At 44.2% G+C, this 15508-nt stretch carries 14 protein-coding genes; 8 read left to right on the forward strand and 6 right to left on the reverse strand.

Annotated features, from left to right (window positions below; all coding sequences use genetic code 11):
* Positions 1-62: 62 nt before the first annotated feature.
* The 3 genes from mdh to tilS all read right to left on the reverse strand — a co-directional run bounded on the left by mdh (position 63) and on the right by tilS (position 3035).
* Positions 63-1001, reverse strand: a complete 939-nt coding sequence (gene mdh / locus ACYVAA_RS04770; protein WP_460538985.1) for a malate dehydrogenase — start codon at positions 999-1001, stop codon at positions 63-65.
* 190 nt (positions 1002-1191) lie between these two features.
* Entirely contained in the window at positions 1192-1707 is a 516-nt protein-coding gene (locus ACYVAA_RS04775; RefSeq protein ID WP_460538987.1) for a Crp/Fnr family transcriptional regulator, read from the reverse strand.
* 5 nt (positions 1708-1712) lie between these two features.
* Positions 1713-3035: a tRNA lysidine(34) synthetase TilS gene (gene tilS, locus ACYVAA_RS04780; protein WP_460538988.1), complete on the reverse strand. Its 1323-nt coding sequence runs from the start codon at positions 3033-3035 to the stop codon at positions 1713-1715.
* Positions 3036-3084: 49 nt separating this feature from the next.
* On the opposite strand from tilS, the gene ACYVAA_RS04785 reads away from it, so the two are divergent.
* From ACYVAA_RS04785 to ACYVAA_RS04820, 8 genes are all read left to right on the forward strand, one after another.
* Positions 3085-4743, forward strand: coding sequence for an OstA-like protein (locus ACYVAA_RS04785; protein WP_460538990.1), 1659 nt, complete (start codon positions 3085-3087; stop codon positions 4741-4743).
* Between the two features lie 170 nt (positions 4744-4913).
* Positions 4914-5630, forward strand: coding sequence for a T9SS type A sorting domain-containing protein (locus tag ACYVAA_RS04790; protein WP_460538992.1), 717 nt, complete (start codon positions 4914-4916; stop codon positions 5628-5630).
* A 70-nt stretch (positions 5631-5700) separates the two neighbouring features.
* A complete protein-coding gene (locus ACYVAA_RS04795) occupies positions 5701-6645 on the forward strand; it encodes an outer membrane protein assembly factor BamD (RefSeq protein ID WP_460538994.1) in 945 nt (314 codons plus the stop codon).
* A gap of 30 nt (positions 6646-6675) precedes the next feature.
* The gene (locus ACYVAA_RS04800; RefSeq protein ID WP_460538998.1) at positions 6676-6993 is read left to right on the forward strand and encodes a DNA-directed RNA polymerase subunit omega; all 318 of its coding nucleotides are present in this window, start codon (positions 6676-6678) and stop codon (positions 6991-6993) included.
* A 6-nt stretch (positions 6994-6999) separates the two neighbouring features.
* On the forward strand, positions 7000-8211 hold the full coding sequence (gene coaBC / locus ACYVAA_RS04805; RefSeq protein ID WP_460539000.1) for a bifunctional phosphopantothenoylcysteine decarboxylase/phosphopantothenate synthase: 1212 nt from the start codon (positions 7000-7002) through the stop codon (positions 8209-8211).
* A gap of 43 nt (positions 8212-8254) precedes the next feature.
* Positions 8255-9157: a DUF4835 family protein gene (gene porD / locus ACYVAA_RS04810; protein WP_460539002.1), complete on the forward strand. Its 903-nt coding sequence runs from the start codon at positions 8255-8257 to the stop codon at positions 9155-9157.
* 50 nt (positions 9158-9207) lie between these two features.
* On the forward strand, positions 9208-10857 hold the full coding sequence (gene recN, locus ACYVAA_RS04815; RefSeq protein ID WP_460539004.1) for a DNA repair protein RecN: 1650 nt from the start codon (positions 9208-9210) through the stop codon (positions 10855-10857).
* A 123-nt stretch (positions 10858-10980) separates the two neighbouring features.
* Positions 10981-11799, forward strand: a complete 819-nt coding sequence (locus ACYVAA_RS04820; RefSeq protein WP_460539006.1) for an enoyl-ACP reductase FabI — start codon at positions 10981-10983, stop codon at positions 11797-11799.
* A gap of 27 nt (positions 11800-11826) precedes the next feature.
* On the opposite strand, the gene ACYVAA_RS04825 is transcribed toward ACYVAA_RS04820, so the two are convergent.
* From ACYVAA_RS04825 to ACYVAA_RS04835, 3 genes are all read right to left on the reverse strand, one after another.
* Positions 11827-12354: a dihydrofolate reductase family protein gene (locus ACYVAA_RS04825; RefSeq protein WP_460539008.1), complete on the reverse strand. Its 528-nt coding sequence runs from the start codon at positions 12352-12354 to the stop codon at positions 11827-11829.
* 450 nt (positions 12355-12804) lie between these two features.
* Positions 12805-13887: a 3-isopropylmalate dehydrogenase gene (leuB, locus tag ACYVAA_RS04830; protein ID WP_460539010.1), complete on the reverse strand. Its 1083-nt coding sequence runs from the start codon at positions 13885-13887 to the stop codon at positions 12805-12807.
* Complete coding sequence (locus tag ACYVAA_RS04835; protein ID WP_460539012.1) at positions 13856-15439, reverse strand: alpha-isopropylmalate synthase regulatory domain-containing protein; 1584 nt, start codon at positions 15437-15439, stop codon at positions 13856-13858. Before ACYVAA_RS04835 ends, leuB begins: the two co-directional genes overlap by 32 nt.
* Positions 15440-15508: the final 69 nt, after the last annotated feature.

The raw sequence follows: 15508 nt of genomic DNA on the forward strand, positions 1-15508 counted from the left end.
GGCTCAAAAAACAAAAATCCCGACCAAAGGCCGGGATTCTTAACCAATTCATCAATGCTGTATTATTTGGCTGCAATGTTTTCCAAAACGGCCATTACCTCTTTCACGTGAGTTCTGGAAGTTTCCAAAAGGGCTTTTTCTTCCTCGTTCAGATCAAGTTCGATCACTTTTTCAATACCGTTTCTGCCCAAGATAACCGGTACCCCTAAGTAACAATCGTCGATACCATATTCTCCGTCCAGCTTCACGCAAACAGGGAATACTCTTCTTTGGTTTTTAAGGATGGACTCTACCATCTGTGCAGCAGCAGATCCTGGCGCGTACCAAGCTGAAGTGCCCATCAGTTTCACCAACTCACCACCACCAAACTTAGTTCTCTCGATGATCGCATCCAACTTATCCTTATCAATCAACTCAGTCACAGGAATCCCCGCTACAGTTGTATACCTAGGAAGAGGCACCATGGTATCTCCATGGCCACCCATCAAGATCGCCTGGATTTCTTTTGGAGACACATTTAACGCTTCAGCCAAGAAAGCACGGTACCTGGCGGTATCCAAAATACCCGCCATACCCATTACTTTTGTTCGTGGCAGTTTGGAAGTAATATGAGCCTGGAAAGTCATTACATCAAGTGGATTGGATACGATGATCACAATCGCATTTGGAGAATGCTTGATCACGTTTTCCGTAACAGACTTTACTATACCAGCATTGGTCTCGATCAAATCGTCACGGGTCATGCCTGGCTTACGTGGCAAACCTGAAGTAATCACTACCACATCAGAGTCAGCAGTTTTTGAATAATCATTGGTGCTTCCTACCGTTCTGCTATCGTAAGCATTGATAGGGGCTTTCTGCCAAATATCCAAGGCTTTGCCCTCTGCTACACCTTCCTTGATATCAACTAGAACAATCTCTTCGGCGATTTCTCTGTATGCCAACACATCGGCGCAGGTAGCACCCACGTTACCGGCTCCAACTACGGTTACTTTAGTCATGATTTATGATTTGTTTGTTTTATTGAACTTTTTGAAAAGCTCCGCTAAGATATTAAAGAAACCCTATTAATTAAAGTATTCCATTGATTAGTTAATCACCTAACCCTTACTTTCTTTGTCATATTTTCATAGGGAGATATCCCCTCTGTATCTTGGCCCACCGGGTCAAAAGGGACGCCTACAACAAATATCATTCAAACATTTCACCAAGTTTAAAAAAGCCAAAGGAACTCTTGTAAGACGAGAACAGGCGGTGATTGTTGGCATTGTAATATTCCGCCAGGGAAGTTAGCATTTTCGCTTTGATTTTGGGGCTGCTGTCAAAAACCTCCTGGATGGCATAATTTGGAACTACCATCAGCTCAGCGACTTCAGAGGCTACCATTGCGGTGTAAATCCTCTTGGAATTGCTCAAGAGGGAATTTTCACCAAAAGCCACGCCTTTCCTAACCTGTAGTACGGTTTCAAAATCCTCCTTGATATCCACATTGAGCGTGACGAGCCCAGATTTTACAATATAAAGGGCTTGGCTGGGATCATTCCTGAAAAAGACCACCTCATCCTTTTGATATTTTCTATAATGGATGGCGGACAAAAAACGGTACATTTCAGCATGCTTCAGATAATTGAAAATTTTTGTGTTGGCCAAAAACTCAAAAACCTCCAATTCCCCTTCTGAATATGTTCTCTTAAAAGGATTAAGCATATACCTTATTTTAGTTTAATATACATGATCTCCTTGGTAGCCGCGGAAACCTTAAACCGGTCATCCACCCGAAAGCCTTGCACCCAAACCACCTCTCCTTCATCATCACACAACACTTTCACCTCCTTTTTGGCAATGACAGGCACCTTCAAATCTATCAAAAAATCACTGATTTTTTTAAACTTTTTCATGCCTAGCGGCCTAAACCTATCCCCTTCCTGCCAATACCTTAGACTCAGTGGAAACTTCAGCGCCCCCCTGTCCAACATTGCATTTTTGGAAGATCTATCCAGTTCATTTCCCTCCTCCAACACCATTATATCGTAGCTCTCCTCTCCACACTGAAGTTCCACATCGTTTTTTGACACGGAAACTTCCCGGAAATCACTTTTGGCCTTGCCCAGATAAATATAGCTCCTGTCAATATTGACCATATATCCCTCTGCATCGAACCGGCGCCCCACCTCTCCAGACTCCAAAACAGCCAACATATCATCAATTTGGCTTGGGTTAAAACCGTAATCCCGGAGCCAATAATATAGAAATGACTTACAGCCTGGCAAATGCTGTAAATCTTCCTTTTTCAGGTAGGCCATCTCACCATCCCTGCCAACATGCTCCTTTTTCCAGTGGCTGTACAAATGAAAAAATGCCCTTCCCGTATCCTTCAGCCGCTCGAAACTTTGATGCAGCTTTTCCTCCACTTGGCTGTCCTGCTGCTTCAAAAGGGGCAGCACTTCATTTCTCAAAAAATTCCGCTTATAGTCACTTTCCCTATTGGAACTGTCTTCCCGCCAGGTGATCCCCGACTCCGCGGCATATTTGGACAGTTCCTCTCTGCTAAAAGGCAGCAATGGCCTAATCACCTGATCACGAATTTCAGACATCCCATACACCCCTTCCACACCGGTACCGCGCATAAGGTTCAGCAGAATGGTCTCCAGTTGATCATTGTGGTGATGGGCAACGACTATCCCTTCACAACCCCTTGCCTTCATCACCTCATCAAACCATTCATAACGTAAATCCCTGGCTGCCATCTGCGTGGAAATCCCAAGACTCTCAGCGTACTCCTTGGTCTTAAAATGCTTCACCTCTATATCCACCCCAAGCTCCGAAGCCAAGGACCTTACAAACAGCTCATCCCCATCACTTTCCTTTCCCCTAAGCCCAAAATTACAATGGCCCATAACAAAAGGAACCCCTGATTGCCTCAGCAAATGGGCCAAACAAACACTGTCCATTCCACCGCTGATGGCCAAAAGGTACTGCTTTCCGGTATCCAAAAGGTTTTTTCCCCGTATATGACTGATAAACTGTTCAAGCATAAACCAAAAATACCATTTTTGATTAATTTTGCCCTTGATAAAAAACAGAATGCTAAAAAAGAATTTCACATATCTCCTCTCTTTGCTGTTTTTGATGCTCAGCTTCACGGCTGCCAAAGCACAAAACCAAAGCAACTCCAGATCACTGAAGATAGAGCGGTCCAAAACACTGAACATCGTCGACAACATGCGAAAAGCCATCGGGGATGTGCTGATGGTCCATCAAGGAACGAAGATCTATTGTGATTCCGCCTATTTTTTCAGCCTGGAGAACAAAGCAGAACTGTACGGGCATGTGCGGATAGAAAACCCCAAGGACACGGTCACCACCACCAGCCGGTATGCCGACTATAATGGCAATACCAATATCGCGCGATTGCGCAATAATGTGGTCTTTAAAAAAAGCAATTCGACCACGCTGTACACCGACTTTCTCGACTATAACCGTCAAACCGGCGTGGCGGATTATTTCAACTTCGGCAAAGTAGTGGACTCCACTAACGTGCTGACCAGCCAAAAGGGAAAATACGAAACCCAAGCGGAAAAAATCACTTTTACGGACAATGTCATTCTCGTTAACCCGGAATACACGCTGAAATCCAACATCCTTTATTACCACACCATTCCCAAAACCGCCGAGACAGAGGGGCTCACCAACATCCGTTCTCCGGAAGGGGATGAACTCAACGCATTCAAGGGAAGCTTTTACGATACCCAGAACAGGCTCTTCAAATTTTATGATGGTACAGTGGAAAATGAAACCAGCCGGGTTTCTGGAGAAACACTGTTCTATGACGAGAATAAAAAGTACTATGAAGCAGAAGAAAATGTAAGTATTTTCAACAAAGAGCGGAATTTAGAAGTCTTTGGTGATAAAGGTAAATATTGGGAAGAAAGAAAATACTCTGAAGTGTTTGGCAATGCCTTGGTCCAAAAATACTTCGAGTCCGACACCCTATACATGGCAGCGGACACCCTTATCAGCCAGGATAGCGAGACGGCACAAGAAAGGCACATGCTGGCCTTTCCCAACACAAAGATGATCAAAAGTGACCTTTCCGGAAGAGCTGATTCGGTAGTATATGCCTATGCAGACTCTACCATTTTTCTCTACAGAGACCCCTTGCTTTGGAACAATAAAAGTCAAATTTCCGCAGACAGTATCCGCTTTCTGATTGCCAACGAAGAAATAGACAGGGCCTTTTTGAAAGACAATGCCTTCGCCATCACGGCCGACACAGTGGCTAATTTCAACCAAATAAAGGGAAGGGAAATGACCGGCTTTTTTACAGATGGGGACATGACCAAGCTCGACGTGGAAGGCAATGGTGAGTCATTGTATTTTGCCCTCGAAAATGACACCACCGTACAGGGGATCAACACCTTGCTGTGCGGGAAGATCATCATGTACTTTGAAGAAGGCAATGTAAGCAGCATCAACCACACCATTAATCCAGAGGCCTCTTTTATCCCTCCCCATCTCATCGAAGAGGAGAACACCAAGCTGCAAGGCTTCGAATGGAGGTTTGATGAAAAACCTACCTTGGCCACGATCATGAGCTGGAGAAAACCCAAAGAAAAAGACCCCAACCCGGCCAATCTTTTTAACGAACCCGACATAAGAATCCCCTTCCCGGATGAAGATGAAATAGAGCAAATCATCAAAGAATGGCTTGATAGCAAAAACAAACAGGCAAAAAAGCCCTAATCTCCCCTATTAAATTCCGTCCGAACGCTACCGCTTAAAAAAAATTTTACCAAGGTTAACATTTTTTAACCCAGATTACTTTAAAAGAACGAATCTAATCGGTATTTTTATACGTATAAGATTCAGGATAACAACCAATTAAACGAACATCATATTGACATAAACTCTACATGAAAAACTTTTTATCGCTCTTCGCCTTGTTTTACCTCTTTTTTCAGCTTGGTTCAGCTGAGGCGAGACAAGTGCGTCTGCTAAGCGATAAGGCCGAATTCGCTGGAAAAATCAACACTACTCAGAGAAAATCAGTCATCCTTCAAAATGATGCTGATGAGAAAAAAGAATACGTCTTGAAATTCATGAGGGGGAATATTGGCTCCTCCCAAGACATCAAAGTATGTATCGGGGAGCAATGCTTTGACCCCAGAAAAGACTTGGCAAAAATCAAACTGTCCTTGGCTCCCGGAGAAGTTTTCACTGACCTGTATATAGAGTTCAGCATGGGAATCACCGAAACCAAGGGAACCTTTGACCTTCACTTTTCCAACACTTCAAACCTTAGGGATGTCTTCATCATAGAAGGGGTTTACGAAGTCTTTGCGCCGAACGAAAGCGAAGAAGTAAACCATCGGGATATTTCTATCGGAAGCATCTATCCTAACCCCAGTAACCGTATCGCCCAAATAGATTACCAAATAAAAAACCCTAATGCCAACATTAAACTGGTCATTAACAGCTTCATCGGCAACCCCATCGAAGAACTCACCCTATCACCCCAGCAAAAGACCTTGCTCATTAATGTAAGCGATTTTAATCCGGGTGTATATTTTTACACATTAATTGTGGACGGCAAAAATATTGTCACCAAGAAGCTCGTTGTCAAAAAATAACCTGTCCCAGATACCCACTTAGTAACTTTGATACAGAATCAATTTCCCCTATATTTGCAGATTGAAAATTATGAAGACATTTATTAAGCATACTTTACTTCTAGTAGTCCTCATTTCCTTGGGTGCCTGCGGCAAATTCTACAAGCTGGAAAAAAGCACCAATTGGGATGACGTATACACGGCGGCCAATGATTACTACCAAGAAGGCGAATACAACAAGGCAATCATTCTTTATGACAAAGTGTTGCCTGTGATTCGTGGTAGCGAAAAATCAGAGTTGGCGCAGTTCAACTATGCTTATGCCCACTTCAGAATGAAAAGGTACATTGAGGCAGCCAGCTACTTCAATACTTTCTACCAAAGCTATAGCCGGAGTCCATTGGCAGAAGAAGCCTTGTTCATGCATGCCTATTCCCTTTACATGGATGCTCCCGACTATAACCTGGACCAGAAAAGCAGCAAAGAAGCCGTTACCGCTATCCAGCAGTTCATCAATCGCTTCCCGCAATCTGACTCCTACGAAAGGGCCATGGGAATGATCAACGACCTCCAGCAGCGGTTCGAGAAAAAAGCTTACGAGGAATCCCAAATGTACTACAGGCTTACCGAAGGGCTTTTCCCAGGGCAGTTCTATTTGGCCTGTATCGTCAACTTCCAAAATTTTGCAAAAAGATATCCCAACAGCGAACACAACGAAGAATTGGCTTTCAAACTGGTGGAGGTGAGTTCTGCCTATGCTGAAAGAAGTGTGTTTACCAAGAAAGAAGAACGGCTAAACGAAGCCCTGGATTTCGGAGAAGACTTTAAAAGAAAGTATCCTCAAAGCAACTTTAACAACGATGTCAATTCCCTGATCGAAAAGACCAAATCCGAACTGACGGCTCACCTGAAGCTCAAAAAGCAATACGAAGAGCTAAGGGCCAAGGATATGGAAGCCCGAAAGGAAAAAGAAGCAGAAGAAAAAGAGGAGCAGGAACAAGCAGTAACGCCTACTGAGGCAGGCAACACCAAATAAATTCAATAGAAAATAAATTAATACAATCATATGGCAGTTAATCCTTCAATCATCACAAGAGACTTGGACAAGGTCGCCGAGAAGTCAGGAAACCTCTATGAGTCCCTCCATGTGGTCTCCCAAAGAGCCAAGCAAATTTCTTTGGCCACCAAGGAAGAACTAAACAACAAACTATCCGAGTTTGCCTCTACAGTGGACAACTTGGAAGAAGTTTTTGAAAACAAAGAACAAATAGAAATCTCCAAGTTTTACGAGAGAATGCCTAAGCCTACTACCTTGGCCATGGAAGAATTCTTGGAAGACAAAGTACACTTCCGTAACCCACAGGCTGAAGCGGAAGAAGAATAAGATTCTATGCAGCTGCAAGGCAAAAAGATCCTACTTGGCATTACAGGCAGCATCGCCGCCTATAAAGCAGCTCACTTGACCAGATTATTGGTCAAAGAGGGAGCAGAAGTACAAATTATCATGAGTACTTCTGCTCTTGACTTTATTACCCCCCTGACCCTTTCCACGCTTTCCAAAAAACCGGTATACCACCAATTCCACAAAAATGAAACCGGTGAATGGAACAACCACGTGGAACTAGGCCTTTGGGCCGACCTCTTCCTCATTGCCCCTTTAAGCGCCAGCACTTTATCCAAACTGGCATTAGGCAACTCTGACAATCTATTGACGGCCACCTACCTATCGGCAAGATGCCCGGTAATGCTGGCTCCTGCCATGGACTTGGACATGTACCAACACCCTTCGGTGAAAAACAACCTGCAAACGGTCCAGAATTACGGCAACATCGTTTTGGATGCAGAAAGCGGCGAGCTTGCCAGTGGGCTGAGCGGACAAGGCAGGATGATGGAACCGGAACATATCCTTGACAGCATCATCCACCACTTTTCCTCTTCCCGGGATTTTTTGGGAAAGCAGGTCATGATCACTGCAGGCCCCACCCATGAGCCTATCGATCCCGTGAGGTTTATCGGCAACCACTCCAGCGGAAAAATGGGAGTAGCCTTGGCTGAAGAACTTGCAAACAGAGGGGCCACGGTCCATCTGATACTCGGCCCTAGCCAAGTCAAGGCCAAGCATCCCAATATTAAAACCATTGCTGTTGGCAGTGCTCAGGAGATGTACGAGGCAGCCCAGCAAAAACACGCAAGCACCGACATCTGCATTTTTGCTGCTGCTGTGGCAGACTACGCCCCAGCTAAGCCCGCACAGGAAAAAATCAAAAAGTCCGATGATCAAATGAGCCTTGTACTGAAGAAAAACGTGGACATCGCCGCTTGCCTTGGAGAAAAAAAAGCGGGCAAGCAATTCCATGTCGGTTTCGCCCTCGAGACGAACCAAGAGGAAGAAAATGCCCTGGCCAAATTAAAAAAGAAGAATTTTGATTTCATCGTACTGAACTCCATGCGGGATGAGGGGGCAGGCTTCAAGCATGACACCAATAAGGTCACGATTTATCACCATTCCGGGGACAAAATACAATCCGGCCTGCTGCAGAAAAAAGCCGTAGCCTCCCTGATCATAGACACCATTAAATCCCACTTGAAAGAAAAAAATTGAATCCAACTTTATTTTTTATATTTAACGGCAACATCAAGTGAACATGAGGATCCAACTAATCTTACTCCTTTTATTTTTAACTTCCCTAAAATTGCCTGCCCAGGAGCTCAATTTCACCGTAACCATCAACAGCGACCGAGCAAGGACCCAAAACAAAGACATCTTTGACCAGATGAAAAACTCCTTCGAGCAGTTTCTCAATGGCCGTAGTTGGACAGACGACCAGTATGCCCAAGAAGAAAAGATCAAAGGGAACATGCTCATCACCATTAATGACATGCCCCAAGTCGGCTATTTTGAAGCCACCGTCCAGATTCAGGTCGTCCGACCGGTATACGGGTCAAGTTATGAAAGCCTGACCTTCAATTTTGTAGACCGTAACTGGAGTTTTGATTTTCTGGAATCCCAGCCGATGGAATTCAACCGGTATTCTCACCTAAACGAGATCACTTCATTATTGGCCTATTATGCCAATATCGCCATTGGCATTGATTACGACACCTTTGCTCCCGAAGGAGGAGAGCCCTATTTTGAAGTGGCCAATAATATCGTTTCCAACGCGCAGCAATCCTCCCGTCAGGGCTGGGACCAAAACCCCAGCAACCGTCGGAACAGGTATTGGCTGATATATGAGCTGTACAGTGCCCAGGTAACCCGACCGATCCGCGAGGCCTATTATCTCTATCACCGGATGGGACTGGACCAACTGACCCAAGCGCCTCAAAAGGCCTATGAAAAAATCCTGGAGGCCCTGCAAAAACTGGAGGAAGTCAATAGGACACAGCCCAACAGCATCCTTACCATATCCTTCATGGATGCCAAATCCGATGAAATCAGCAAGCTCCTAAAAAATGCCCCTGAAGAAATCAAAGAACAGGCTGTGGAAATCCTGCTAAAAGTGGATCCCAATAATGCCAGAAAATACAATGATATCCTGAAGGGATAGCTGGTTTTTGATTACTTTTACCCTCGATCAAATCACAAAAAAATTACTGTATGCTGAAAAACCTGAGCATATCAAATTACGCGTTAATTGAAAACTTGGAGATGGCCCCTTCCCCTGCGCTGAACATGATCACCGGGGAAACCGGAGCGGGTAAATCCATCATGCTTGGAGCGATGGGCTTGCTGCTGGGAAACAGGGCAGACACCAAATCATTGTTTGATGACTCCAAAAAATGCATCATTGAGGGCATATTTGAAATCGGAAGCTACGGCCTGCAAGCTTATTTTGACCAGGAAGACCTGGATTATGACCCACAATGCATTATCCGCAGGGAAATAGCTCCCTCGGGCAAATCGCGGGCCTTTGTCAATGACTCACCTGTCAAATTAGACATCCTAAAAAATTTGGGCAAGGCCCTTATGGACATCCATTCCCAGCACGACAACCTCCTGCTTGGCGCCGGTGAATACCAGCTGAGCCTGATAGATGCCTTTGCTGGCACCCAAAAAGAAAAAAACCTTTATACCACTACTTACCAAAACTACAAAAAGGCCCAAAAGGCATTTGAAAAGCTTTCCTTAGAAGCTGCTGAGTTAAGAAAAGAAGCTGATTTCAACCAATTTCAACTGGAAGAATTGTCTGTGCTCCAACTTAAAGAAGGAGAACAGGAAGAACTGGAAAATGAACAGGAAATCCTGGACAATGCAGAAGAGATTAAATCCAAGATCAACGACACCCTCCAAATGCTCAATGGTGATGAAATGGGGGCTTCCACCCTGCTCATGCAGATCAACCAAGGCATCCAGCAGCTTGGAAGATACAGCAACCGCTTCGATGAACTCAAAGAACGGTTTGGAAGTGTCTGCATAGAAGTCAGTGATATTGCCGCCACTTTGGAGGATGAGGACGGTAAAATAGAAGTGGATTTTGAAAAACTAGAGGAAACACGCGAAAGGTTGAGCAAGATTTATCTGCTTCAAAAAAAACACGGGGTACAAACCGTTGAAGAACTGATAGCTCTTGAAAAAGAATTGGCGGACAAAGCTTTTCAAATCGACCATCTGGACGAAGAGCTCGAGCGCTTGAAAACGGAGGCCGACAAAACCTGGAAGAACTTAAGCGATGCAGGTCAAGCCTTGTCCCAGAAGCGACAAAAAAGTTTTAAAGATTTTGCCAATAAAATCACTGGCTTGCTGGCACAGCTGGGCATGGAAAACTCCTCCATTGAGTTTTCGATCCAGAAAACAGCTCCTACTTCTTCAGGTATTGATGAGGTAGAAATCCTGTTTTCTGCCAATAAGGGTGTAAAGCCACAGCCCATCGGCCAGGTGGCTTCAGGGGGTGAATTCTCTAGGTTGATGTTTGCCATCAAATACATCATGGCCGATAAAATCGCCCTTCCTACGCTGATATTTGATGAGATAGATACAGGCATATCCGGGGAAGTAGCTTTGCAAATGGTCACCATGATGCAGCAAATTGCCCAAAACCATCAAGTAATCTGCATCAGCCACCTTCCGCAGGTAGCTGCCAAAGGAGACAAGCACTATTTTGTATTTAAAGACAACAGCACCCACAGAACCATCAGTAAAATACGGGCCTTAACTACGGATGAAAGAATCACCGAAATCGCCAAGATGATTGCTGGGGCCAACCCTTCTGAAAGTGCTGTTAAAAGTGCCATCGACCTCCTAAAGTAATCGTTTGTGGAATTGGTCTATTTGCACGGTTTTATTTTATCTATAGAACCACCTATGTTTGGGTAAAATTTTAATTATTTTTACCGCTTAATTAAGTGACGCAATCAAAAATAAAAACATACCATGCCTGAGAATCTACTGAAAGGAAAAAAAGGAATTATCACGGGTGCTTTGGATGAGAATTCCATTGCCTGGAAAACCGCCCTTAAGGCAAAAGAGCAGGGAGCGAAATTTGTCCTGACCAATGCTCCAATAGCCATGAGAATGGGAGCCATCAATGAATTGGCCAAGGAATGTGACACCATTGTCATCCCAGCTGATGCCACTTCTGTAGAAGACATCGAAAAGCTCTATGCTGAAGCCAAGGAATACTTGGGCGGTAACTTTGACTTCCTGCTGCACTCCATCGGCATGTCTCCCAATATCAGAAAAGGACGTGAATACGGTGACCTTAACTATGATTGGGCCATGAAGTCTTACGATATTTCTGCACTTTCTTTCCACAAAATGATGCAAGTGGCAGAGAAACAAGATGTGATGAACGAATGGGGGTCTATCGTTGGACTTTCCTATATCGCAGCCCAAAGGGTATATCCTTTTTACACCGATATGGCCGATGCCAAAGCCCTATTGGAAAGCATTGCCAGAGGTTTTGGATACCGCTTTGGTAAAAACAAAAAAGTCAGGGTCAATACCATTTCCCAGTCACCTACTGTGACCACTGCAGGTTCTGGTATTGGAGGGTTCAATTCATTCTTCAATTTCGCTGAATCCTTATCCCCGCTTGGAAATGCCTCAGCAGAAGCCTGCGCGGAATATATCGTAACCATGTTCTCTGACTATACCAGAATGGTCACCATGCAAAACCTTTACCATGACGGAGGATATTCCTGCACAGGTATTTCCGAAGAGATTATGGAAAAACTTGCAGATTCAAAATAACAAAAAGGGCTCCTCGAGGAGCTCTTTTTATTTTACCTCATACCATAACTGAACCAGTCCAGATGGGTAGCTTGTACTTTTGGTCAGTTCAATATCCTGCTCTGGCCGACCATCCTTAAACAGCCTCACCCCTTGCCCCACCAGATAAGGAATCACAGAAACCACCATTTCATCAATCAACTTATCCTTTAATAGGCCAAAAACCACTTCTCCTCCCACATCACAGTAAATATGCTTTCCTTCTTTCTTTTTTAATCCGGCAATCAATTCTTTTAGGTCGCCACCATAAAACTCCACATCTTCATTTGTACCCTTAAGGCTTCGGGAAAGCACATAGCATTTCTTGTCTTTATGCGGAAAGGGCAGCCCGAAGGACAGCAGTTTATCATAGGTCTTTCTGCCCCAGATGATGGTATCTACATGATTGGTAAAATCGGCGTACCCGTAATCCTCTCCAGGCACATCTACTTTGGATAAAAAATCGATATTGTCTTCGTCTTTGGCAATATAGCCATCCAGACTCATGGCAATGTAAAGGATTACTTTTCTACTCATCAGGGTCTCAGTTTTGTAAGGAGTACAATTTAGTCTTTTTAATGAGTTGGAGATTCAAGAACAAAGAAAAAAAGAGCAAGGACATACTTGCCTTGCACATGCAACTAACAGAAAACTAAAAATCAGCATGGCTTAGGTGTAGCAGTTCTTCCATCAGAACACTTCCTTTCGAATAGTGAATGAATCTAATAAAAACCATTTGGTTCAGGATAAGTAATGTTACCATGAAAAACACGGCTTAATGGAGGGTAAGCAAGTCCATAAAAATCCAAGAATTCATCTTCCCGACCAAGTGGTCTGCTTGGAAATAGTTTGATTATAGTAGCTAATCACTTTTGAGGGACGGAAAAAGTCCTTTTTGGGGGAGATATTAAAAGTATAAAAAGGACTAAGCTAAATAAATAGCACAAGAAAAAAACGGAGTCTATTCAGACTCCGTTTCAGTTATTGTTATCCAACCTTGGCTTTGGCCAGGATTTGCTCAGCCAACCAGTCTCCAACTTCTGAAGTCTTGTAAGCTTTTTCACCTTCAGCAATGTCTTCAGTAACCACTCCTTTTTCCAAAGATAAGTTGACCACGTCAGAAATAGCTTTTGCCTCATCCTGCAGACCAAATGCATATTCAAACATCATGGCAGCAGAAAGAACGGTTGCCAACGGGTTAGCGATATCTTTACCGGCAGCTTGTGGGTAAGAACCATGGATAGGTTCAAACAATTTCACGTTGGTACCCAAAGAGGCTGAAGGCATCAAGCCCATAGACCCACTGATTACACTGGCCTCATCAGTCAAGATATCACCAAAAAGATTCTCTGTAATCAACACGTCATAAGCCTTAGGCCACTGGATCAACCTCATGGCTACGGCATCCACAAATTCATATTCCACCTTCACATCAGGATATTCTGCTTCCAGCTCCTGTACGGTTTCTCTCCAAAGCCTCGAAGTAGCCATTACGTTGGCCTTGTCCACACAGGTAAGCAGTTTTCTTCTCTTCTGCGCAAACTCAAAGCCCATTCTGGCCAATCTTTCCACTTCCTCTTTGGAGTAAACATTGGTATCAAAGGCTTTGGTACCTTGCTCGTTTCTACCTCTTGGCTCACCGAAGTATACACCACCGGTAAGCTCTCTCAAGAACACCAGGTCGGTTCCTTCAATCCTGTCTTTCTTCAAAGGAGACTTATGGATCAAAGAGGGGAAAGTAAAGGTAGGCCTCACATTAGAGAAAAGACCAAGCTTTTTTCTCATTTCCAAAAGTCCTTGCTCTGGTCGAACTTTTGCTTTCGGATCATTATCATACTTAGGATCTCCGATTGCACCAAAAAGCACGGCATCTGACTGCAAACAAATTTCATGTGTAGCATCCGGGTAAGGATTTCCGGTAGCATCAATTGCAGTAGCACCTACTAATGCTTCTTTAAAAGTAATGGTATGGCCAAATTTCTGACCTACGGCTTTAACAACTTTTACTGCCTGGTCGATTACCTCTGGACCAATTCCGTCACCTGGTAACAGGGCTAGATTCATTTCCATATAAGTTCGTATTTTCTGTTTGTCCGCTATTTATTTGTTCGATAATATTCAGCATTTTCTCTGTGGCCATCATCGCTGCCACAGTTTGGTCACTGTCCAGACCTTTGGTCTTGATCACCCTGCCAAAATCCCAAGTGATCACGGTCTCCACAAAAGCATCCGTTTTCCCACCTGGAGGGATGCTTACGCTAAAATCGGTAAGTTTGGGAAGCTTCTTGTCCAGTGATTTATAAATTTTGTGCAATGCCAGCATAAAGGAATCAAACTGCCCATTTCCTGAAGCATGTGCCTCATAAAACTGGTCCTTGATCTTTAGCCTGAGCTGCACGGTAGGCTTCAACCCCTTGGAGTGGGTCATATGGTACCCTTCGATACTGATGTCCTTTCTGATGGAATTGTTCTGCAATACATCAGAAATGATATAAGGAAGGTCCTCGGTGGTCACCCGCTCCTTGCGGTCACCAAGCTCTATAATCTTCTGGGTAACTTTGGTAAGCTCTTCAGGTTCCAAGGAAATCCCAAGTTCCATCAGGTTCTTGAGGATATTGGCTTTTCCGGAGGTTTTGCCCAAAGCGTATTTCCGCGTTCTGCCAAAACGCTCGGGAAGCAGGTCATTATAATAAAGGTTTTTCTTATTATCTCCATCTGCATGGATGCCTGCTGTTTGGGTGAAGACATTTTCACCCACTACTGGTTTGTTTGAGGGGATATGAAGTCCGGAAAACTGCTCTACCAGCTTACTGATGCGGTAGATTTTATTTTCCTGAACACTCAATTCAAGGTCTGTAAAATCGGTAATGGTGGCTACAATACTCTCCAAGGGAGCATTGCCCGCCCTTTCCCCCAGGCCATTGATGGTGGAGTGCACACCAGAGATTCCATTGTTTACGGCCTCCAATACATTGGCGACAGAAAGGTCATAATCATTGTGGGCGTGGAAATCAAAATGAACATCAGGATAAATCGCTGTCACCTCTGCTACAAATTTGGCCACCTCTGCAGGCTTCAATAAACCAAGTGTATCAGGCAACATGACCCTATTGACATTTTGTTCTTTCAAAAAGTCAATAAGGCTCAAGGTATATTCCTTGGAATTGCGCATGCCGCTGCTCCAATCCTCCAAGTATACATTGACCGCTATTCCTTTCTCCCCAGCATAGTCGATGCACTTTTTGATATCTGCAAAATGCTGTTCGGGAGTTTTCTTCAGCTGATAGGTCAGGTGATTCAGTGACCCCTTGGTGAGCAGGTTGAGCACCTTGGCTCCTGCCTCAGTCAACCAGTCCACAGACGCCGGCGTATCCACAAAGCCCAACACTTCCACCCGGTCCAAATAGCCTTTCTCCGAAGCCCAATGCGTGATTTTCTTCACCCCTTCCAGCTCCCCCTCAGAAACCCTTGCGGATGCCACTTCTATCCTGTCCACCTTCAGTTCTTCCAATAGCAGCTTGGCTATCTGAAGTTTCTCAGAAGGCAGAAAAGATACGCCCGAGGTCTGTTCTCCATCCCTCAGCGTGGTATCCATGATCTCTATTTTCTTATGAAGACGCATGCGTTAATTTTAGTATTGAGTAGCTAGTATCTAGTATTGAGAAGTTAGAAATTCATGCCATGACTTTAA

Source organism: Echinicola sediminis (assembly GCF_054777495.1).

Bases quoted from the DNA above. Each gene is read 5' to 3' on its own strand.
- ACYVAA_RS04785 (WP_460538990.1), top strand. From the start codon at position 3,085: ATGCTAAAAAAGAATTTCACATATCTCCTCTCTTTGCTGTTTTTGATG.
- ACYVAA_RS04775 (WP_460538987.1), bottom strand. From the start codon at position 1,707: ATGCTTAATCCTTTTAAGAGAACATATTCAGAAGGGGAATTGGAGGTT.
- recN (WP_460539004.1), top strand. From the start codon at position 9,208: ATGCTGAAAAACCTGAGCATATCAAATTACGCGTTAATTGAAAACTTG.
- ACYVAA_RS04835 (WP_460539012.1), bottom strand. From the start codon at position 15,439: ATGCGTCTTCATAAGAAAATAGAGATCATGGATACCACGCTGAGGGAT.
- ACYVAA_RS04800 (WP_460538998.1), top strand. From the start codon at position 6,676: ATGGCAGTTAATCCTTCAATCATCACAAGAGACTTGGACAAGGTCGCC.
- tilS (WP_460538988.1), bottom strand. From the start codon at position 3,035: ATGCTTGAACAGTTTATCAGTCATATACGGGGAAAAAACCTTTTGGAT.
- ACYVAA_RS04825 (WP_460539008.1), bottom strand. From the start codon at position 12,354: ATGAGTAGAAAAGTAATCCTTTACATTGCCATGAGTCTGGATGGCTAT.
- coaBC (WP_460539000.1), top strand. From the start codon at position 7,000: ATGCAGCTGCAAGGCAAAAAGATCCTACTTGGCATTACAGGCAGCATC.
- porD (WP_460539002.1), top strand. From the start codon at position 8,255: ATGAGGATCCAACTAATCTTACTCCTTTTATTTTTAACTTCCCTAAAA.
- ACYVAA_RS04795 (WP_460538994.1), top strand. From the start codon at position 5,701: ATGAAGACATTTATTAAGCATACTTTACTTCTAGTAGTCCTCATTTCC.
- leuB (WP_460539010.1), bottom strand. From the start codon at position 13,887: ATGGAAATGAATCTAGCCCTGTTACCAGGTGACGGAATTGGTCCAGAG.
- ACYVAA_RS04790 (WP_460538992.1), top strand. From the start codon at position 4,914: ATGAAAAACTTTTTATCGCTCTTCGCCTTGTTTTACCTCTTTTTTCAG.
- ACYVAA_RS04820 (WP_460539006.1), top strand. From the start codon at position 10,981: ATGCCTGAGAATCTACTGAAAGGAAAAAAAGGAATTATCACGGGTGCT.
- mdh (WP_460538985.1), bottom strand. From the start codon at position 1,001: ATGACTAAAGTAACCGTAGTTGGAGCCGGTAACGTGGGTGCTACCTGC.